We start from the raw sequence: 19,448 nt of genomic DNA, 5'->3' as shown, positions 1-19,448 counted from the left end.
TACTGCGACACTATTTCCCGTCCGAGTCCTTGTCCGAATTTCGCGGCGCAAACGCCTCGCCAATCATTACAAGCACCGGCCCTTGGCAGCCTGATAAACCCTGTTCAAGACCACCCAGGCTAAGACGCATCACGCGTTCATTCTCCCGGCTGCAATTTTCCACCACGACGACCGGCAGGGCAGGTGAGCGCCCCTGTGCCAGCAATTTTTGCGCAGTGGTGATTGCTTCCTTGCCGCCCATGTACTGGATCAGCGTGTCGCAATCCGGAAGCGTCGTTTCTTCGGGGTGATTGGGTGCGGTGCTGGAAGTAAAAAACGCCACGCTGCGGGCGACGCCTCGTTTGGTTAGCGGTTGCCTGGTGGATGCGGCCGCGGCGAGTGCTGCCGTGATGCCGGGAACAATGTCAACGTCGATGCCGGCCGCTTCAAGTGCGCGCAGCTCTTCATCGGCCCGTCCAAACAGCATTGGATCGCCGCCTTTCAGGCGTACTACCAGTTTGTATTTCTTCGCGCAGGCGACCAGCTGTTCATTGATGACATGCTGGGCAGTCGAGCGCTGTCCGGATCGCTTGCCAACGGAAATCTTGTCGGCTTGCGGACATAGCGCCAGCATCTCTTCGGTCACGAGCGCGTCGTACAGGACAACGTCGGCCTGCGAAAGGATACGCGCGCCGCGGATCGTGATGAGGTCGGCGGCGCCGGGGCCGGCGCCAATCAGGTAGACCTTGCCGAGTGCCCGGCCTGCAACTTCACTTGATGGCATCGGCAGTAGCCTTGACTAATTTATTAAGCCAGCCGGATCATGCCGGCCGCCACCGTCTGGTGGGTCACTTCATCGATCAGGATAAAGGCACCAGTGGCACGGATGGCATCGTACGCATCGGCGGCGAGGGGCTGTTGTACGTTGATCGATACGGTAGCGATATCGTTGAGCCTGAGCGCGTCAGCGTTGCGGCGCTCCTGCGTATTGATATCCAGCAGCGTATCAATCGCAGTCACGCGTGCAGCGACCTGCTTGGTGGTGTGCTTGAGCCAGTACTTGCGACGCATGTCCAGCGGATCTTCCGATAGCCAGCAGATATCGGCATTGACAGACTTCAGCAGCGTGGCAGGGGCTGCGGCTGCCGCCAGCATGTCGCCGCGCGAGATGTCGAGATATTCGTCCAGCAGCACAGTCACCGACTGCCCGGACGTAGCGACGTCATGCGAACCGTCGAGCGTCAGGATATCCTTGACGGTCGCAGTCTGTCCGCTTGGTTGCACCACGAGCTTGTCGCCCTTGCGCACCTTGCCGGCTTCGATACGTCCCATATAGCCACGGAAATCGTTTGCTTCATGCCCATTGTGGCGCGCGACCAGCTGCACCGGAAAACGCAGCGGTTCTTCATGCGAATCTTCGTACACCGACAGCGATTCCAGCAGATTGATCAGGGTCGGGCCCTTGTACCATGGCATCTTGTCGCCAGCGACAACCACATTGTCGCCAGCCAGTGCCGACAGCGGAATCGGACGCACATCTTTCAGGCCGAGCTGTTTGGCGAAATCGAGATAAGCGCCGACGATGCGGTCGTACACGGTCTGGTCATAATTGACCAGGTCCATCTTGTTGACCGCGACAATCACGTGTTCAATGCGCAGCAGGTGGGCAATCGTGGAATGGCGCTTGGTCTGTGTCAGCAGCGTCACGCTGCCGTCATCGCCCAGCTTGACCTTGGACACGTCGATCAGGATGATCACCGCGTCGGCGGTCGATGCGCCGGTCACCATGTTGCGTGTGTACTGTTCATGGCCAGGTGTATCGGCAATGATGAACTTGCGCTTCGGCGTGGCGAAGTAGCGGTAGGCGACGTCGATCGTAATGCCTTGTTCGCGTTCCGCTTCGAGGCCATCAGTCAGCAGCGACAGGTCGACGGTGTCGCCCACTGTGCGCTTGTGCTTGGCGCGGGAAATCGCATCGAGCTGGTCGGCGAAGATGCCCTTGCTGTCAAACAGCAGGCGACCGATCAGTGTGCTTTTACCATCGTCCACCGAGCCCGCGGTGATGAAACGCAGCAGGCCGCGTTCGGCGCCGGCATTGATCGACAGGGCTTGTTGTTCAGCTACGGCGTTCATCAGAAATATCCTTCTTTCTTGCGTTTTTCCATCGATGCTTCGGATGTCTGGTCATCCATGCGGGTCGCGCCGCGCTCGGTGATCTGGGTAACAGCGGTCTCGGCAATGATCGCGTCAACGTCTGCCGCGTCGGAAGCGACCGGGCAGGTGCAGGAGATGTCGCCGACGGTACGGAAGCGCACGACGCGCTTTTCAACGGCTTCGCCTTCGCGTGGCGGCGTCAGATCGGTCAGCGGCACCAGCAGGCCGTTGCGTGGAATGACTTCGCGTTCATGCGCGAAATAGATCGGTGGCAGTTCCAGCTTTTCGCGGGCGATGTATTGCCAGACGTCGAGCTCGGTCCAGTTCGAAATCGGGAATACACGCATGTTTTCACCCGGATGCACACGGGTGTTGTACAGGTCCCAGAGTTCAGGACGCTGGGCCTTCGGATTCCACTGGCCAAATTCATCGCGGAAGGAAAAAATGCGCTCCTTCGCACGAGCTTTTTCCTCGTCGCGGCGTGCACCGCCGATGCAAGCGTCAAACTTGTGCTCGGCAATCGTTTCCAGCAGCGTCACGGCCTGCGCCGCATTGCGTGAATCGGTCTGGGGATTGCGCAGCCGCACCGTGCCGCGCTTGATGGAATCTTCCACCGAACCGACGATCAGGCGCTCACCCAGTTCAGCCACGCGCTTGTCGCGGAAGGTGATCACTTCCGGGAAGTTGTGACCAGTGTCGATATGCACCAGCGGGAACGGGAACTTGCCTGGACGGAAAGCCTTTTCAGCGATACGAAGCAGGACAACGGAATCCTTGCCGCCGGAAAAGAGCAGGGCGGGGTTGGTGCATTCCGCAGCGACCTCGCGCATGATGTGAATCGCTTCCGACTCCAGCCAGTCAAGGTGACGGTTGCTGGCAGCATCCAGAAAAAGTTTTTCGACTGCGGTATTCATAATGTTATCCATGCCATCGTTGTTACGCTATTTGGTTCTTCCCCGTTCTCGGAAGAGATCAGGTTGTCGCGACTGCCTTGATTCTTACCAGCTTGCCGTCGACCACATGCAGTCCGCATTCCTTGGATTCGGGGTTTTCCCACCACCAGCGGCCGGCGCGCACATCCTCGCCAGGCTGGATCGCCCGTGTGCACGGCTCGCAGCCGATCGATGGATAGCCTTTGTCATGCAGCGGGTTGTACGGCACGTTGTTGCTGCGGATGTAGTTCCAAACGTCTTCCTCGGACCAGTCGGCCAGGGGATTGAACTTCGTCATTCCATGCGCAACGTCGTCTTCCTGTACCGCCAGTTCGGCGCGGGTGCTTGACTGGGCGCGGCGCTGGCCGGTGACCCATGCCTTGTTGCCAGCGAGGGCGCGGTTCAGCGGCTCGACCTTGCGGATGCGGCAGCATTCCTTGCGCATGTCCACGCTGTCATAGAAGGCGTTGAGGCCATTCTGCGTGACGTAAGCATCGATCGCCGAAGTCTCCGGCTTGTACAGTGCGACTTCGTAGCCATAGGTTTCCCTGATGCGGTCGACCATGGCCAGTGTTTCCTTGTGCAGGCGACCGGTTTCCAGCGTAAAAATGCCGATCGGCAGTTTCGCCTTCAGGATCAGGTCGGTCAGCACCATGTCTTCCGCAGCCAGGCTGGACGCGAATACCGCCGGCGAAAACTCGTCGGCAATACGCTGCAGCGTTGCCGTCGTATTGTCGACCAGGATATTCAAATCGCTCATGCCGACACTCCGGAGCGCTGCACACGACGGAACAGCGGCGACTTCTGGTCCCACGAGGCCTGATAGACCTCGGAGAAATCGGTCAGTCCCTTGAGTGCGTCATGGATGTTCTTGTCTTCACGTACGGCGAAGGCATCGAAGCCCACGCGTTGCATGTAGAACAACTGGTCGCGCAGCACGTCGCCGATGGCGCGCAGTTCGCCGGTATAGCCGAGGCGGGCGCGCAGGTTATAGGCAATGGAATAGCCTCGACCGTCAGCGAACTTCGGGAAGTCGACGGCGACGAGCTTGAAATGCGACAGCTCACCCTTTAGTTCTTCGGGGCGCTCGCTGCTGCCGATCCACACGCCGAGGTCGGCGCGACCTTCCAGTACAGCGCGTTGCTGCTGCCAGACTTTCAGGGGCACGATCACCTTGCCCGCCGGGATCGCAACGGTGTCGGCCGTATCGTTTTCTGTCAGGCGCAATACGGTCCAGTCATCCGAAACGACTGCCTTGTTCTTGATGATGTTACGCATATGCGTCTTCTCCTATCTTGTGTTCGATGACGATCGGCGTTGCGTAAACGAATTCCTTGAACGGCGCGACGCCAATGCGGCGTGCCGTATCGATAAAGAGTTCATCTTCGTGGCGCTCGCGCAGGTAGACCTGCAGGATGCGGTCGATCACTTCCGGCATCTGATGTGCGGAGAACGACGGGCCAATGATCTTGCCGATGCTCGAATTGTTACCTTGTGCGCCGCCCACCGACACCTGATACCACTCGCTGCCGTCCTTGTCGACGCCGAGAATGCCGATATGGCCGACATGGTGGTGACCGCAGGAGTTGATGCAGCCGGAAATGTTCAGCTCTATTTCACCGATGTCGTGCTGGAAGTCGAGGTTGTCGAAGCGCTCGGCGATATCCGACGCGATCGGGATCGACTTGGCATTCGCGAGCGCGCAGAAGTCGCCGCCCGGGCAGCAGATCATGTCGGTCAGCAGGCCGATGTTCGGCGTCGCCATGCCGTGCGCTTTTGCTTCTTCCCAGACCCTGATCAGGTCCGATTGTTTGACGTCCGACAGCACCAGGTTCTGCTCGTGCGTGACGCGCAGTTCGCCGAAGCTGTAACGATCGGCCAGGTCGGCGGCGAATTCCATCTGCTCGGCGGTCGCGTCGCCCGGCGGCACACCGGTTTTCTTCAGCGACAGTACGACGGCAGCATAACCCGGCACCTTGTGCGGCTTGACGTTACGCTTGATCCAGTTGGAGAACGCCTTGTTGTCGGACTTGAACTGTTCGACGGCCGCATCGCTCGCCGGCAGCGTCTCGTAAGCGGGGGCGGTGAAGAAGGCGGCGACGCGGTCGAGTTCTTCCTGGGTCAGCGTGCTCGGACCATCCTTGATGTCCGCCCATTCTGCTTCAACCTGACGCGCGAACTCTTCGATCCCGATGGCTTTCACCAGGATCTTGATGCGTGCCTTGTACATGTTGTCGCGGCGACCGTACTGGTTGTAGACGCGCAGGATCGCCTCGATGTAGCTCATGACGTGCTGCCACGGCAGGAAGGAACGGATTTCGCTGCCAAGGATAGGCGTACGGCCCATGCCGCCACCCACCAGCACGCGGAAGCCGACCTCGCCCTGCTCGTTCTTTACGACCGACAGGCCGATGTCATGCACCATGATGGCGGCACGGTCTTCCAGTGCGCCGTTGATGGCGATCTTGAATTTGCGGGGCAGGAAAGCGAATTCGGGATTGAAGGTGCTCCACTGACGCAGGATTTCGGCGTACGGACGCGGATCGATGATCTCGTCGGGGGCAATGCCGGCAAATTCGTCGGAAGTGATATTGCGCACGCAGTTACCGGAAGTCTGGATCGCATGCATTTCGACCGATGCCAGCTTGGACAGGATTTCAGGTGTATCTTCGAGCTTGATCCAGTTGAACTGGATGTTCTGGCGCGTCGTGAAATGTCCGTAGCCACGGTCATATTCGCGGGCAATGTGCGCGAACAGGCGCATCTGTTTGGAAGCGAGCAGGCCGTAGGGGACGGCAATGCGCAGCATGTAAGCATGGCGCTGATAGTACAAGCCGTTCTGCAGGCGCAGCGGGCGGAACTCGTCTTCCAGCAACTCATTGGACAGACGGCGGCGCACCTGGTCGGCATACTGTGCAACGCGTTCCTTGACGATCTGATGATCATATTGGTCGTAACGATACATCTTCTTCTTCCAATCTTAAAAAACCAATTTGGCGGCGACACCCGTCAGCGTGGTAGCCAGCAGGCCGCGCAGAAATTTTTCCGGGACCGCTTTCGCGACCAGTGAACCGAGGGTAATGCCGGGAACCGAACCGATCAGCAAGGTGACCAGCAGTTCCCAGTTGATGGAACCGAGATACCAGTGGCCGGCAGCAGCAATGGCTGTCAGCGGAACCGCATAGGCGATGTCGGTGCCGGCAATTTCCGCCGGGGATAGGCGAGGATACAGTAATACAAGAATGGTCGCACCTACCGCCCCGGCGCCGATAGAAGAGATCGTGACCAGGGTGCCGAGCAGGACGCCGACAACCACGGTGACGATCGTCAGGTTGCGGCCTTGCAACTGTTTTTCCGGATGGGCCAGCATCCAGGCTTGCATGCGGCTACGGAACAACAATGCGGCGACCGTCAGCAGCACCGACCCGGCGATGGAATAACGAATGATCTGGCCGATCTGCTTGTCCAGTGCGCCAAAGTATTTCAGCGCCAATGTGGCAAATAGGGCGGCAGGTAGTGCTCCGTAGCAGAGGTGGCGGACCACTTCCCAGCGTACTGTGCCGCGCACACGATGGGCAAGGGTGCCGGCCGTCTTGGTGGCGGACGCAAAAGCGAGGTCGGTGCCGACAGCCACTGTTGGCGAAACGCCAAACATGAGTGTAAGTAATGGCGTCATCAGAGAACCGCCACCGACACCCGTCAGGCCGACCAGCAGGCCAACCGCAAACCCGGAAACTATATAAGAAACAGTCATGTCACCTCGCGCAAAGGAGTGTGAATCGTAATAAACTAATTCCTTATTCCAAACTACTTAGTATTTATTTGCTTATATGCTCATTTGGCATATGCAAGAACAAAAAATAAGGTAGTGTTGCCATAAGGGAAACAATGAATCTTCACCAACTGCGGTTTGTGCGCGAGGCCGTCCGCCAAAACTTCAACCTGACAGAAGCCGCAAAGGCCCTCTACACTTCCCAGCCCGGCGTTTCCAAAGCCATCATCGAACTCGAAGAGGAACTGGGCGTCGATATTTTTACCCGGCATGGTAAGCGCATCCGTGGCCTGACCGAGCCAGGTCGCGCCGTGCTTCGCTCGGTTGAACTGATCATGCAGGAAATCGAGGGGCTCAAGCGCATCGGGAAGGAATTCGCGGCGCAGGACAGCGGCAGTTTTACAATCGCCACAACCCATACACAGGCGCGCTATGCGTTGCCGAAAGTCGTGCAGGCGTTCACGCAGAAGTTTCCCAAGGTCAGGCTATCGCTACTGCAAGGCAATCCCAAGCAGATCGCGGAAATGGTATTGAAGGACCAGGCCGACCTTGCCATTGCCACTGAAGCAATCGCCAACATTGACGGCTTGATTACCTTGCCCTGTTATCAATGGGAGCATGTGGTGGTGGTTCCTCACGGCCATCCTTTGCTGGATGCAAAAGTCATCACGCTGGAAGAGATCGTCCACTATCCGCTGATCACTTATGACAGCGCATTTACTGGCCGCGCGAAGATCGACCATGCATTTGCGATTCGGGAGCTGAAACCGGACATTTTCCTGGAAGCCATTGATGCCGATGTCATCAAGACCTACGTCGAACTGGGCATGGGTGTCGGCATTATTGCCGGCATGGCCTTCGATGCGGAACGGGATAAGGGTTTGCAGGCAATTTCCGTTGGCCATCTGTTTGGATCGAACGTATCGCGTGTCGCGCTGAAGCAGGGCGCCTATTTGCGCAGCTATGTATACAGCTTTATCGAATTGCTGACACCGACGATGAACCGTAAGTTGATCGAACAGGTGATGAGTGGTGAAAAGGATAGCTACGAACTATGAAGCCAGTTCCGGGAAGGCAAATGCAGGCATTGGCCACCTGGCCGTTCGACCAGCGCCGGCAGATCGACTTCGTGCTCACAGATATCGACGACACGCTGACGTCGGAGGGTGCACTCCTGCCAGAGGTGTTGGCCGCCATTAATGATTTGCGTAGCGTCGGCATACGCGTGATTGCCGTGACAGGACGTCCGACCTATTGGGCCATGCCCCTGTTGAAACTGTGCCGGTTTGACGCAGTGATTGCCGAAAACGGCGCCAGCGCGTTCTGGCATGACGTGCAGGGTCGGATGCAATCGTGGTTTTATGCAGATGCATCTACGCGGAAACAGCACCGCGCGGCGCTGGAAGAATTTATACCGGTGCTGCAGCGGCGCTTCCCCGACTTGCCGGTCGCCGACGATGCGCCACAGCGGGTGGGTGATCTGGCGTTTGATATCGGCGAAAACGTCCAGCCCAGGTCAGCTGATGGCGTAACTGCCATCGTGGAATTCATTGCCGCGCACGGCTTTTATGCCACCGCCAGTAGTATCCATGCGCATGCGTCCCTAGCGCATTTTTCCAAGCAGGTTGCCAGCCAGCAGGTGCTTGAAAGCGTCTTCGGTATTGTTGATGCGGACGCCTGTAAGCGCTGCCTTTTTATTGGTGATTCAGGCAACGATGCCGCGATGTTTGCGCATTACCCCTATACCGTGGGCGTTGCCAATATCAGCAAGCACCTTGTGCGACTGGATGTCGCTCCGGCTTACGTCACGCAACAAGCCTGTGGCGCCGGCTTTGTAGAGGCCGCGCGCGCGGTGCTGACCGCGCACGGCATCCCGGAACACAGAAACATTTCTGCCCAGTAACCTTTTATTTGGGTTAAAATCGCACCCGTCATTGGGGAGTAGCCGCCCTCCGAAAACGAGAGGGGCTTGCGTCAACAGACTTAACTTGCGTCATCGACAGCAGGTTATGGCGCAAGCGATCCAGGTTTGGCGAGACCTTTGACCATGCCGCCTCAGCTTAGGGCCGGAGGGCGCATGGTCATTGGTAATTGTCCGGCCCTGGAGCACTTATGGAAGCATTCTTCATTTCGACCGGAATTGTCGCCCTCGCAGAAATGGGCGACAAGACACAACTTCTTTCCCTGCTGCTCGCAGCCAGATTCCGGCGTCCGATACCTATCATTCTTGGCATTCTCGTGGCAACCTTGCTCAATCACGCCTTTGCGGGCGCGCTTGGCAGCTGGCTGACTTCGCTCGTCGGCAAGGACGCCCTGCGCTGGATACTTGGTTTGTCCTTTCTTGCAATGGCCGCTTGGACCATGATCCCCGACAAGCTCGACGACGTTGATGCCAAGCCTGCACGCTTCGGCGTCTTTGGTGCGACAGCGGTAGCGTTCTTCCTCGCTGAAATGGGAGACAAGACGCAGGTGGCGACCATCGCATTGGCAGCAAAATATTCTGCTTTTATCCCTGTGGTGGCCGGGACAACCCTGGGCATGATGCTCGCCAATGTGCCGGCCGTATTCATCGGCAGCCGGATCATGCATGTCGTGTCGCTCAAGCTCGTGCATGGCATCGCTGCGGTGATTTTCGCAATCCTCGGCGTACTTACTCTCCTGAACGTCGGCAATCTGCTGTAAGCCACATTACACGGGTCGGTAACCCAGGCGCCGCGACAACTGTTCCGCGTGCGCCCGTGTGGCCCGGGCAATCTCACCGTCCCAGCTCTCATCGATATGCGCAGACGATCCGACGACGGTCAATGCAAAACGCATCCGACCGTCGTGATCGAAGACCGGCGCCGAGAAAGCATTGAAGCCTGCCAGCAAGCGTTCCGCCGCGCGCGTGACTCCCGAGGCGCGGACCGATGCCGGGTCCAGGTGACCGATCATGCGGGCCATCGCATGGCGCCGTGTTTCTTCGAGCAGGGGTTCGAGTTCCTTGCGCGTTTGCGGCGCGTCGAGCTTTTCACTACGATTCTGGGCGAGTTCGCTGCGCAGCATGGCGTCCGTCTCGGTAGACGGCAGGAAGGCAGCAAAACAAAGTCCGCTTGCGGTATAGGTCATCGGCATGACACTGCCGATCTGCAGGTTGATGGTGACCGGCCTGCGCGACTGCAGCAAGCGGATATAGGTAGGACCAAAATTTCCCCAAGTCGCCAGTGCCACAGTTTCGCTGGTGGCATCACGCAAGGCGGCCATGGTTTCGTCGGCAAGTTTGACGGCGTCCAGCCTGCCGAGCGACACCAATCCCAGTTCCAGTGCCATCGGCCCCAGATCATACAGGCCCGTGGCAGCGTCCTGATATACCAGTCCCACCCGGATCAGACTGACGAGATACCGATGCGCCTTGGCTGCCGGCATGCCTGCCGCCTTGGCGAGGATCGATAGTGACACCGGACCGGCTGCATTGGCCAGGGCAACGAGCAAGGGAGCCGCAACCTCGATCGATTGAATGCCTTGTTGACCTGCCGCAGCAGGTTTGCTCGTGTCGTCGCCGGACGTGTTCACCATGCTTTTCATACAATGCTAGAATGACAGGGCGTTATGGAATGGTAAATGCATTTAACAATGCGTAATAATGTTGGAGTGTAAAGCAAATTGGTCGATGCTGGTTGATGCGGACAGAATTAGCGCCGATGACACCTCACACCGATCATTGACAGTCACCGTCACGTTACAACAAGCGAACAAGCGGCCCGTGTGAGGCCGGTATAAAGGAGATCCATGCGTTATCCACTGATTCTCAAGCTTATCGCCGGCACTGCACTCATCGCGGCCGGCACTCTTGCCAATGCGCAGTCCTATCCTTCCAAGCCGGTTCGCTGGGTCGTACCGTATCCGCCGGGAGGCGGTTCGGACGTGATCGCGCGGACTATCGGAGCGCAGTTATCCAAACAGGTCGGGCAGCCAGTCGTCATCGAAAACAAGCCGGGCGCCGGCACTATCATCGGCGCCGAGACGGCGGCACGTTCGCCGGGTGACGGCTACACCGTTTTTTCGGGCGATAACGGGACCTTCGTGTTCAATGGCGCCTTGTACAAAAAACTTTCCTACGACCCGCAAAAGGATTTCGCGCCGGTTTCCCTGATCGCGCGCTTTCCACTGCTGCTGGTCGCTAATCCAGGCGCGGGATTCAAGGATGCCAAGGACCTGATCAGCAAGGTCAAGGCCGCGCCTGGCAAGTACAACTACGCTTCGGTGGGAGCAGGTAGCCCGCATCATCTGGCAATGGAGATGTTCAAGCAGCGCACCGGCGCCTTCATCGTCCATATTCCGTATCGCGGCGCAGGCCCGGCAGTGCAGGATGTGCTGGCGGGACAGGTGCCTATGATGATCCTCGATCTGGCCACCGCGCTGCCGCACATCAGGACCGGCAAGCTTACCGCGCTGGCGGTCGCCTCCGACAAACGTTTGTCGCTGCAGCCTGACGTGCCAACCTTGAAAGAGCTTGGCTACAACGATCTGGAAATGTACGCATGGCAGGGCATGGCCGTTCCGGTCGCGACGCCCAAGGACATTGTCGCTCGCCTGAACAGTGAAGTGAACAAGGCGCTGACCGCGCCGGACGTCACCAAGCGCCTGACCGACCTCGGTATCGAACCGCTGCCGGGTACCCAGGAACAGATGGCTTCCTATATCAAGAGCGAGACGACGCGCTGGCATGCATTGATCAAGGAACGCGGCATCACGCTTGATTAAACCTACCAAGGACAGGATTTTCAGATGAAACTGGCAACACTCAAGGATGGGACCCGCGACGGTCAGCTGGCCGTGGTATCGCGCGACCTCAAGACTGCGCACCTCGCTGACGGCATTGCGCTGACCATGCAACGCGCACTCGATGACTGGGGTTTTATCGCGCCGCAGCTGGAGCAGCTGTATGAACAGCTCAATGCCGGCAAGGCGCAGCGCAGCTTCGATTTCGACCCCAAGCGTTGCATGGCACCGTTGCCTCGCGCGTATCAATGGGCCGATGGTTCCGCCTATGTCAACCATGTCGAGCTGGTCCGCAAGGCGCGTAACGCGGAAATGCCGGAATCCTTCTGGCATGATCCGCTGATGTACCAGGGCGGCTCCGATGACTTCATCGGGCCGACCGACGACATCGTACTGGCATCGGAAGAGTGGGGCATCGACTTCGAGGGTGAAGTCGCGGTCATCACCGATGATGTGCCGATGGGCACGACGCCGGAGCAAGCGGCAAAACATATCAAGCTGCTGATGCTGGTCAATGACGTTTCGCTGCGCAACCTGATCCCCGGTGAACTGGCAAAAGGCTTTGGCTTTTTCCAGTCCAAACCGGCGTCGAGTTTTTCGCCGGTTGCCGTTACGCCGGACGAACTGGGATCGGCCTGGACGGACGGCAAAGTGGGCTTGCCATTGCGTGCCATCTGGAACGGCGCGTTGGTGGGTCAACCGAATGCGGGCGTCGACATGGTATTCAGCTTTCCGCAATTGATTGCGCATCTCACCAAGACCCGCAACGCGCGCGCCGGCTCCATCATTGGCTCCGGTACCGTGTCCAACAAGGATGCGAACAAGGGATATACCTGCATCGCCGAAAAGCGTTGCCTGGAAATGATCGCCAACGGCGAAGCGAAAACGCCGTTCATGAAATTTGGCGACACCATCAAGCTGGAAATGCTCGATGCGAACGGCAAGTCGATCTTCGGTGCGATCAACCAGCAGGTATCGCAAGCAGCTTCGCCGAAGAGACGATAAACCGCAGGACTGGTCTTTCAGTCTTCAGGAGGCACGATGAATACCATTACCGCAACCGAGGTCGGACAAGCGACAAGCCTGCCGGCGGCCGTTCCTGTCCATGGCCTGCATCACTTTGCCTATCGCTGTCGTGACGCGGAAGAAACGCGGCATTTTTACGAGGATATCCTCGGTTTGCCCTTGTTTCACTATATCCGCAGCGACGTCGTACCGTCGACCGGTGAATACTGTCCCTACGTGCATATATTTTTCCGGATGACCGACGGCTCATGTCTGGCATTTTTCGATCTCGGCGACAATGTCATGCCCGCGCCTTCCCCGAATACCCCGGCGTGGGTCAATCACATCGCATTGCGCGTCGATTCGGTCGAGCAATTACAGGACATGAAACAGCGGCTGGAAGGGCATGGCATCGAGGTGCTGGGCGTCACCGACCATCGCATTTTCCGGTCCATTTACTTCTTTGACCCGAACGGGATACGGCTTGAACTTTGTGCACAGCTTGCGCCCGAAACGCAGATGCGTGCCGAGCAACAAGGCATCCATGGAAAGATTGCGGCTTGGTCGCAGGAGAAGGCGGAACGTCTTGCAGGCAAGCAGGGTAGGTAATCGCTTGTGAACGAGCAGGGTGCTACCTATCCGGGCAAGTACTTTGAACTGGATGCCTTCGCCTGACCGGTCGGTTCCGGGTTTATACTGAACAGTCCGTGGGTATTGTCGAGGAGAGTCCCGTGCACAGCCTGTTTCCCGCCTGGCCATTGATGGCCGCTTTCTTCCTGGCCAGTCTGGCACTGGCCGTTACGCCCGGACCAGGCGTGATCTATGTCGTAACACGTACGCTGGCACAAGGCCGCCGTGCTGGCGTGGCGTCAGTCGCCGGGGTGGCACTGGGAAATCTCGGTAATGCGATCGGTGCGGCAATCGGACTTGCTGCGCTGTTTGCCGTTTCGTCGATTGCCTTTACTGTCGTCAAATACGCTGGCGCTGGCTACCTGATCTATCTCGGGATAAAGGCCCTGCGGGCGCCTGTTGCACCTGACGCAGCTGTCGCACCTGAGGCGCCCGCTGCAAATGCTGCACACACTATCAGTCAGGAACAAAAGTTCGATACCACAAACGTCAGGCGCATTTTCCGCGATGGCTTCCTGGTTGCATTACTCAACCCGAAGACGACGATTTTCTTTGCGGCTTTCCTGCCGCAGTTTATGGATCCTGCCGCACCGGCGGTTTTGCAAAGTGTTTCTCTCGGTGCAGTCTTTGTGCTTATCGCCGCGACAACGGATTGCGTTTATGTGTCCGTCGCGAGCGCCGTGGCGCCAATGCTGAACCGGATGCGCGGCGCTGGCGCGATCGGGCGATATGTGACTGCAAGTACCTTTATCGGCTTGGGGGTATTTACTGCTTTTGCGGGCGGGCGTTCGGCTAAATAAACCAGTGTACTTAACCGGTGTATTGCATCGCATGCCGCCGAAACGCTGACATGCCGATCCAAGGCATTCGACAAAAAAAGCCCGGAACTCTTGGCGTTTCCGGGCTTTTGTTTTATGTCGGCCTGATCAGGCGGCCAGCCGGGCCGGGTTGGTGATCTTGCACCCATCGAGCAGGAAGGCAAGGCTGATGACGAGCACCAGTTCGCCTTCAGCCGAGCGGGCAGTACCGTTGACACCCGGAACGGCGAGGGCGGTCAGTGGTTTGATCACGAGGTCCGCCGTACCGTCCACGGCTTCCACCGCCAGAATGTAAGGCTGAGGTGCCGCGATCACGATGCCAACCTTTTCCTTGCATTCTTCGTAACCAAGGATGCCGGCTAGCGAACGTACCGCAAGCGGGCGGCCCTGGTCACGCAGGACCGGTGCGCCTCCGACTTCGGAAAACTCTTCCGGTAATTCAACCACACGCTGCACGACCGCCATTGGCATCGCGAGGGCGGCACCGGCAGTACGTACCAGCATGGTCGGGACGATGGACAGTTCGATCGGCAGGCGGATCGTGAAGCGCGTACCTTCGCCCAGCGTGGAATCAATACGGATTGCGCCGCGATGCTTTTCCACGGCGGTCTTTACAACATCCATGCCGACGCCGCGGCCCGATACGCTGGAGGCGACTTCCTTGGTTGAGAAGCCGGGCAGGAAAATCAATTGCAGCGATTCTTCAGTGGTCTGTGCGGCGTTCTCGCCGATCAGGCCTTTGGCGAGCGCCTTGGTGCGCAGCTTGACCGGGTCCATTCCTTTGCCGTCGTCCGAAATCTCGATCATGACGCTGCTGCCTTCCTGCCATGCTTTCAACAGGATCGTAGCCTTGGCGGGTTTCGGTGTGCCGGCGCGTTCGTCCGCAGTTTCGATACCATGGTCGAGCGCATTGCGCAGCATGTGGACCAGCGGGTCGTACAAGCTGTCGACGACCACGCGATCGACTTCTGTCTCCGCGCCTTCGATGATCAGGTCGACATCCTTGCCAAGATCCTTGGCCAGTTCGCGCACCAGACGTGGAAATTTCTGGAACAAGCGTCCGACCGGTTGCATGCGGGTCGACAGAGTTGCGCGTTGCAATTCCGTCGAATAACGTGATGCGCGACTGAGCGTTTCCTGCAGCGTTGCCATCAGCGCGGCAGCCTGGCCTTCAAACTTGAACTCAGAAAGTTTTTCGAGCAACACGCTAGCCTGATTGGCTGCCTGCACTGATTCGCCTGCGACTTCGAGCAGGGCATCGAGCTTGATCGCATCGATACGGATGCTGTCTTCCTTGACCTGCGCAGTGATCGGGCGGATTTGCTCGTCAGGCGCGGGCTTGGCCAATGGCGTGACATTGGTTGGCGCGCTTGCCGCCAGCACAGCAGCCGTAACGGTATCGGGAAGGGTGCCAGCGGGCACGACCGCGCGATAGAGCGCTTCCCAGTCCAGTTCATCGTCAGACATGGCTGCGTCGCCAGTGGCCGCGATGACAGTCCCAGCCTCGGCCGGCGTCGCGACGGCGACCGGCGCCGCAGGAGCCTCGGCCTTGCCTTCAATCGCCTGCGTCAGGATGTCTTCCAGCGCCGCAGGCATTGCGGGCAAGGAGTCGGGCGATGCACCGTTGGCCAGTTGCTTGAGCTGGTCGCCGACAAAACCGCTGGCTTGCAAGCCAGCCTCGATGGCGGTCGGCGTCACCGGTACCTGGCCGGTACGCAAGCCATCGAACAGGTTTTCCGTCAGGTGGCATGCCGACACGATGGCCGGCAGGTTCATGAAGCCCGCGCCGCCCTTGATCGTATGGAAGGAGCGGAACAGCGCGTTCAGTGTGTCGGTGTCGTCGGGCCGCCGCTCCAGAGAGAGCAGGTGCTCCTCGACGTTCGTTGCCAGGTCAAGCGCCTCGACAACGAATTCCTTGAGCATGTCATCCATTAGAACCCCAGATCAGCAAGCAAGCTATCCACATCGTCCTGTGCCATGGCGACGCCAGGAGCGGCCGGGCCTTGCATCAGATCGACCGGTTTGCTTTCGGCGGCGGCAATAGCGGCTTTTACTTCGGGCGGTGCATTATCGCGCAACACCTGCGCCAGTTCGCGTTCTGCGGTGCTGGTGATATGGACGATTTTCTTGATCAGCTGACCGGTGATGTCCTGAAAATCCTGGGCCATCATGATATCGAGCAGACGCGCCTTTTCGGTTTCCGTGGCTTCCATGACAACGCTGGCAAACTGACGGGAATCGCCGGCCAGCGCCTTGAATTCATCGATGCTCAGTTTGCCGTCGAACAGCATGGCCCAGCGGGTCTCGATGTCTCTAGCTTTTTTGGACAAGGCTTCCTGTTCCGGAATGCAGGTATCGACCGTGTTAAGCACCTTGTTGGCAGCTTGTTCAGTCAGCGAGGCGACGTGTTCGAGACGGCCTTGGGCATCGGTAATCTGGCTGGCCACATCGGACAAGGAACGGTCGTAGCCGAGCTGACGGAGCGAATCGTGCAGCATGCGCACGATGCCACCTAGGCGTTCGTACATCGGCTTGTCGGACTGGTCTTCTTCGTGCTCCGGGGTGGTGGCCTCGCCAACAAGCAGTTCCGTGACGTGTTCGCTGCTTTCGCTGACAACTCCGGATTCAGGTGCGGGTGCCATCGGAGCAGCTGTTTCTACGCGTTGCGCGGCTACTTCGTCAAACAGTGCTTCAAGGTCATCTGCAGCGTCGGTCATATTGGTACATCCCTTTGTTCGTAGTCAGCCTGATCATCGGCGGCGGTCGAGCACCGGTCGCCATGTCGGAATATCTTTTCCCACATCCGTCGAGTATTCGCCGCACGCCCTGGTAAAGACGCTTCAGCCGGAAAGCGCGCGGACACCAGACACGAGCGGCCGCACGTACTTTCCCTGCTTATTGATGACGATTATCGACTACGAATTTCTTCTGCGCAACACGAACATGCTGCGGCAACCTGGATGAACCTTAAACTCGCCCCAAACTGTTGCGATTATTACGATTATCGAGATGCGTATTCGCCGGGCAAACCCGACGGACGCCAAGTTGCCTTATCGTCTATTGAATCTCTGTCAAGAGCTCAAGCGTGGCTTTATATAAAGGATGGTCCGGGTCGGCAAAGGCATCACAGATGGTCAGGTGGTTGAGGCCGGGCAGCGGTACATCGGCGCGGTGATTCGGCTTCCATGCATTGGCAATCAGCTCGGTCTGACGCCGGAACTCGTCCGACTCCAGCGCCCCATAGGCAGTAATGAATGGCGCCGTATTGGGCTGTGGCATGAGGGCTGGTGAAAGCACGGGAACGTCCTCTTCGGTCAGCTTGAGGTCCACATTGACGAAGTCCGCATAGCGCACCGGATCCAGGTCGTACAATCCCGACATCAGGATGCCACCCTTGACCAGGTTGGCCGGCAAGTCACTTCCATAGATATCCCAGTGCGCGGCCATCATCATCGCGGCCAGATGTGCGCCTGCGGAATGACCTGCTACGACAATACGGTCTCGGTTGAAGTCATAGTTGTCGGCATTGCGGTAAAGCCAGGCAAGGGCACGCAATTGCTGCTGTACGATCTCCGCGATCGAGGCGTGCGGCGCCAGCGTGTAGTTGGTCAGTGCGACATTGAAGCCAGCGCGTGCGTAGGCGGGTGCGACGAAGGAAAAGTCAGCCTTGTCGAGCGAGCGCCACCAGCCGCCGTGAATAAATACCAGCAAGGGCGCGTCTCCGCGGCTGGCCGGGAAAAAGTCCAGTCTTTCGCCACTCGCGTCGCCATAGGTAATGTCAAAGAGTGCCGGCTGGCTGCGTCTGACCTGCATCGATTCCTTCAACCAGCGGGTGAAGATATAGGGATGGTCAGGAATGGACGCGCGGGCGTTGTACTGCTGGCTGTAGTAGTCGGTTCTGTCGTTCATGGAAGGCGCATTCATCGTTTGCAGTTATCCGGTCAGTATCCGCTTGTATAGCAGATAAAAGAGAGAGTTTAACGGGGATTGCAGGCGCAAGCTTGACGAATTGACTCACGGTAGGGCGGGGGCTTACACTGCGTGCATTCTGGTGCCCGCAACCGCGATCGCGGTTGCAGTTAAACGGGAAACACGACGCCTGCGCAAGAGTTCAAGAAATCAACTCTTGAACTTGCCGGCCTAACGTGTGCTGCCCCCGCAACGGTAAGCAAGCGTCGTCTTTTGACGGCAGCCGGCCTCTACGCCACTATGCAGTTTGCATGGGAAGGCGGCCCGGTCAGTCTTGTCAGCCCGGATACCGGCCGGAATGGTGCATGAGCGGAACAGGTTCAGGCACCCAGCGCATGCAGGCGGGGTTTCCTGCGGCTCCTTCCTCATTCAGAGTCTGTCACATGCCTATTACGCCTATTCCTTCTGTCGCATTGACAGCCGATACCATCCTGTCCACGCAACTTGATGCCGCGATCAACAACAAGACAAAACCGCTGGGCAGCCTTGGCATGCTCGAATCGCTCGCGCACCAGATCGGCCTGATTCAACGTACGGCATCGCCCCGGCTCGTCGCCCCGACCATCGTGGTGTTTGCCGGTGATCACGGTGTGGTGGAGGAAAAAGTATCTGCATTTCCCCAAAGCGTGACCTGGCAGATGGTCGAGAATTTTCTGGCCAACGGGGCAGCCATTAATGTGTTTGCCCGCCAGAATGGCTGTGCGTTACAGGTCGTCGATGCTGGCGTCAATCACGATTTCGGCGAGCGCCTTAACTTGATCGACTGTAAGGTCGGCTACGGTACACACAACTTTGCGAAAGCACCGGCAATGACCCGCGCGCAATGCGCACAGGCGCTGGAACATGGCGCCGCGTTGGTTGGCCGGCTCGAAGGCAATGTGATTGGCTTTGGTGAGATGGGTATCGGCAACACGACCTCGGCGGCGGCATTGATGCACAAGATGACCGGCGTTTCGCTGGATGCGTGCGTCGGTGCAGGCACAGGCCTGTCGGCGGAAGGCGTTGCGCACAAATTGCAGGTGATTGAGCAAGCGGTAAAGCTTCATGCGAATGCCAGCGATGCGCTCAGCGTGCTCGCCACATTTGGCGGGTTTGAAATCGCGATGATGGTAGGTGCGATGCTGGCCGCGGCCGAACGCCGCATGGTGTTGCTGATCGACGGCTTCATTGTCACCAGCGCTTTACTGGTCGCCGCAAAGCTGCAACCGGCAATTCTCGACTACTGCGTGTTTTCGCATTGCTCCGATGAGCGCGGGCATAGTGAGATGCTGGAACACCTGAAAGCCCGTCCGCTGCTGCAGCTTGGTCTACGCCTGGGTGAGGGCAGCGGCTGCGCTCTTGCACTGCCCCTGCTGCATTCCGCCGTCAATTTCCTCAACGAGATGGCCACCTTTGCATCCGCGCAGGTCAGCGAACAGGACGCGTAAA

The 19,448-nt window shown here is 58.4% G+C and carries 19 protein-coding genes and 2 riboswitches; of the genes, 8 read left to right on the top strand and 11 right to left on the bottom strand.

All coding sequences use genetic code 11. The features are described from left to right. Window positions 1–10: 10 nt before the first annotated feature. Genes cobA through ACFQUU_RS05715 form a run of 7 tightly spaced genes read right to left on the bottom strand, consistent with a single transcriptional unit; the run spans window position 11 to window position 6,819 of the window. Window positions 11–763 (bottom strand): uroporphyrinogen-III C-methyltransferase, encoded by a 753-nt coding sequence (cobA, locus tag ACFQUU_RS05745; protein ID WP_382243960.1) that lies wholly within the window; start codon window positions 761–763, stop codon window positions 11–13. Window positions 764–786: 23 nt separating this feature from the next. Further along, window positions 787–2,112: a sulfate adenylyltransferase subunit 1 gene (locus ACFQUU_RS05740; RefSeq protein WP_382243957.1), complete on the bottom strand. Its 1,326-nt coding sequence runs from the start codon at window positions 2,110–2,112 to the stop codon at window positions 787–789. After that, window positions 2,112–3,047, bottom strand: a complete 936-nt coding sequence (gene cysD, locus ACFQUU_RS05735; RefSeq protein ID WP_057290425.1) for a sulfate adenylyltransferase subunit CysD — start codon at window positions 3,045–3,047, stop codon at window positions 2,112–2,114. The genes ACFQUU_RS05740 and cysD overlap by 1 nt, the downstream gene beginning before the upstream one ends. Before the next feature lie 58 nt (window positions 3,048–3,105). After that, window positions 3,106–3,825: a phosphoadenylyl-sulfate reductase gene (locus ACFQUU_RS05730; protein ID WP_382243954.1), complete on the bottom strand. Its 720-nt coding sequence runs from the start codon at window positions 3,823–3,825 to the stop codon at window positions 3,106–3,108. Continuing rightward, window positions 3,822–4,343 (bottom strand): DUF934 domain-containing protein, encoded by a 522-nt coding sequence (locus ACFQUU_RS05725; RefSeq protein WP_382243952.1) that lies wholly within the window; start codon window positions 4,341–4,343, stop codon window positions 3,822–3,824. The genes ACFQUU_RS05730 and ACFQUU_RS05725 overlap by 4 nt, the downstream gene beginning before the upstream one ends. Beyond that, entirely contained in the window at window positions 4,336–6,030 is a 1,695-nt protein-coding gene (locus ACFQUU_RS05720; RefSeq protein ID WP_382243949.1) for a nitrite/sulfite reductase, read from the bottom strand. Before ACFQUU_RS05720 ends, ACFQUU_RS05725 begins: the two co-directional genes overlap by 8 nt. Before the next feature lie 15 nt (window positions 6,031–6,045). Beyond that, a complete protein-coding gene (locus ACFQUU_RS05715; protein WP_382243946.1) occupies window positions 6,046–6,819 on the bottom strand; it encodes a sulfite exporter TauE/SafE family protein in 774 nt (257 codons plus the stop codon). Window positions 6,820–6,953: 134 nt separating this feature from the next. On the opposite strand from ACFQUU_RS05715, the gene ACFQUU_RS05710 reads away from it, so the two are divergent. The 3 genes from ACFQUU_RS05710 (at window position 6,954) to ACFQUU_RS05700 (ending at window position 9,519) form a co-directional block, all read left to right on the top strand. Next, complete coding sequence (locus tag ACFQUU_RS05710) at window positions 6,954–7,895, top strand: CysB family HTH-type transcriptional regulator (protein ID WP_382243943.1); 942 nt, start codon at window positions 6,954–6,956, stop codon at window positions 7,893–7,895. Then, on the top strand, window positions 7,892–8,740 hold the full coding sequence (locus ACFQUU_RS05705; protein ID WP_382243940.1) for an HAD-IIB family hydrolase: 849 nt from the start codon (window positions 7,892–7,894) through the stop codon (window positions 8,738–8,740). The genes ACFQUU_RS05710 and ACFQUU_RS05705 overlap by 4 nt, the downstream gene beginning before the upstream one ends. 21 nt (window positions 8,741–8,761) lie before the next feature. After that, a riboswitch (yybP-ykoY riboswitch) is annotated at window positions 8,762–8,945 on the top strand. Between the two features lie 4 nt (window positions 8,946–8,949). Continuing rightward, window positions 8,950–9,519, top strand: a complete 570-nt coding sequence (locus tag ACFQUU_RS05700; RefSeq protein ID WP_382243937.1) for a TMEM165/GDT1 family protein — start codon at window positions 8,950–8,952, stop codon at window positions 9,517–9,519. Between the two features lie 6 nt (window positions 9,520–9,525). Here ACFQUU_RS05700 and ACFQUU_RS05695 read toward each other — a convergent pair whose 3' ends face one another. Further along, window positions 9,526–10,392, bottom strand: coding sequence for an IclR family transcriptional regulator (locus tag ACFQUU_RS05695; RefSeq protein ID WP_382243934.1), 867 nt, complete (start codon window positions 10,390–10,392; stop codon window positions 9,526–9,528). A 213-nt stretch (window positions 10,393–10,605) separates the two neighbouring features. On the opposite strand from ACFQUU_RS05695, the gene ACFQUU_RS05690 reads away from it, so the two are divergent. From ACFQUU_RS05690 to ACFQUU_RS05675, 4 genes are all read left to right on the top strand, one after another. After that, entirely contained in the window at window positions 10,606–11,580 is a 975-nt protein-coding gene (locus ACFQUU_RS05690) for a Bug family tripartite tricarboxylate transporter substrate binding protein (RefSeq protein ID WP_382243931.1), read from the top strand. A gap of 24 nt (window positions 11,581–11,604) precedes the next feature. Then, on the top strand, window positions 11,605–12,603 hold the full coding sequence (locus tag ACFQUU_RS05685; protein ID WP_382243928.1) for a fumarylacetoacetate hydrolase family protein: 999 nt from the start codon (window positions 11,605–11,607) through the stop codon (window positions 12,601–12,603). 36 nt (window positions 12,604–12,639) lie between these two features. Then, a complete protein-coding gene (locus tag ACFQUU_RS05680; protein WP_382243925.1) occupies window positions 12,640–13,212 on the top strand; it encodes a VOC family protein in 573 nt (190 codons plus the stop codon). Between the two features lie 122 nt (window positions 13,213–13,334). Further along, window positions 13,335–14,033 carry a LysE family translocator gene (locus ACFQUU_RS05675; protein ID WP_382243922.1) on the top strand — a complete coding sequence of 233 codons (699 nt, stop codon included), beginning with the start codon at window positions 13,335–13,337 and terminating at the stop codon, window positions 14,031–14,033. A gap of 126 nt (window positions 14,034–14,159) precedes the next feature. Here ACFQUU_RS05675 and ACFQUU_RS05670 read toward each other — a convergent pair whose 3' ends face one another. From ACFQUU_RS05670 to ACFQUU_RS05660, 3 genes are all read right to left on the bottom strand, one after another. Beyond that, window positions 14,160–15,983, bottom strand: a complete 1,824-nt coding sequence (locus tag ACFQUU_RS05670) for a chemotaxis protein CheA (RefSeq protein ID WP_382243919.1) — start codon at window positions 15,981–15,983, stop codon at window positions 14,160–14,162. Continuing rightward, window positions 15,983–16,768, bottom strand: a complete 786-nt coding sequence (locus ACFQUU_RS05665; protein WP_382243916.1) for a protein phosphatase CheZ — start codon at window positions 16,766–16,768, stop codon at window positions 15,983–15,985. Before ACFQUU_RS05665 ends, ACFQUU_RS05670 begins: the two co-directional genes overlap by 1 nt. A 340-nt stretch (window positions 16,769–17,108) precedes the next feature. Continuing rightward, on the bottom strand, window positions 17,109–17,960 hold the full coding sequence (locus ACFQUU_RS05660; protein WP_382243913.1) for an alpha/beta hydrolase: 852 nt from the start codon (window positions 17,958–17,960) through the stop codon (window positions 17,109–17,111). A gap of 123 nt (window positions 17,961–18,083) precedes the next feature. Beyond that, window positions 18,084–18,333, top strand: a riboswitch (cobalamin riboswitch). Window positions 18,334–18,403: 70 nt separating this feature from the next. Between ACFQUU_RS05660 and cobT the strand changes: the two genes are divergently transcribed. After that, window positions 18,404–19,447, top strand: coding sequence for a nicotinate-nucleotide--dimethylbenzimidazole phosphoribosyltransferase (gene cobT, locus ACFQUU_RS05655; protein ID WP_382243910.1), 1,044 nt, complete (start codon window positions 18,404–18,406; stop codon window positions 19,445–19,447). Window position 19,448: the final 1 nt, after the last annotated feature.

Origin of the sequence: Herbaspirillum sp. GCM10030257 (assembly GCF_042666555.1) — a bacterium.
In the GTDB taxonomy this organism is placed as follows: domain Bacteria; phylum Pseudomonadota; class Gammaproteobacteria; order Burkholderiales; family Burkholderiaceae_D; genus Noviherbaspirillum.
Note: the sequence above shows the minus strand (reverse complement) of the source record. Positions and strands in the feature narration are given on the sequence as shown.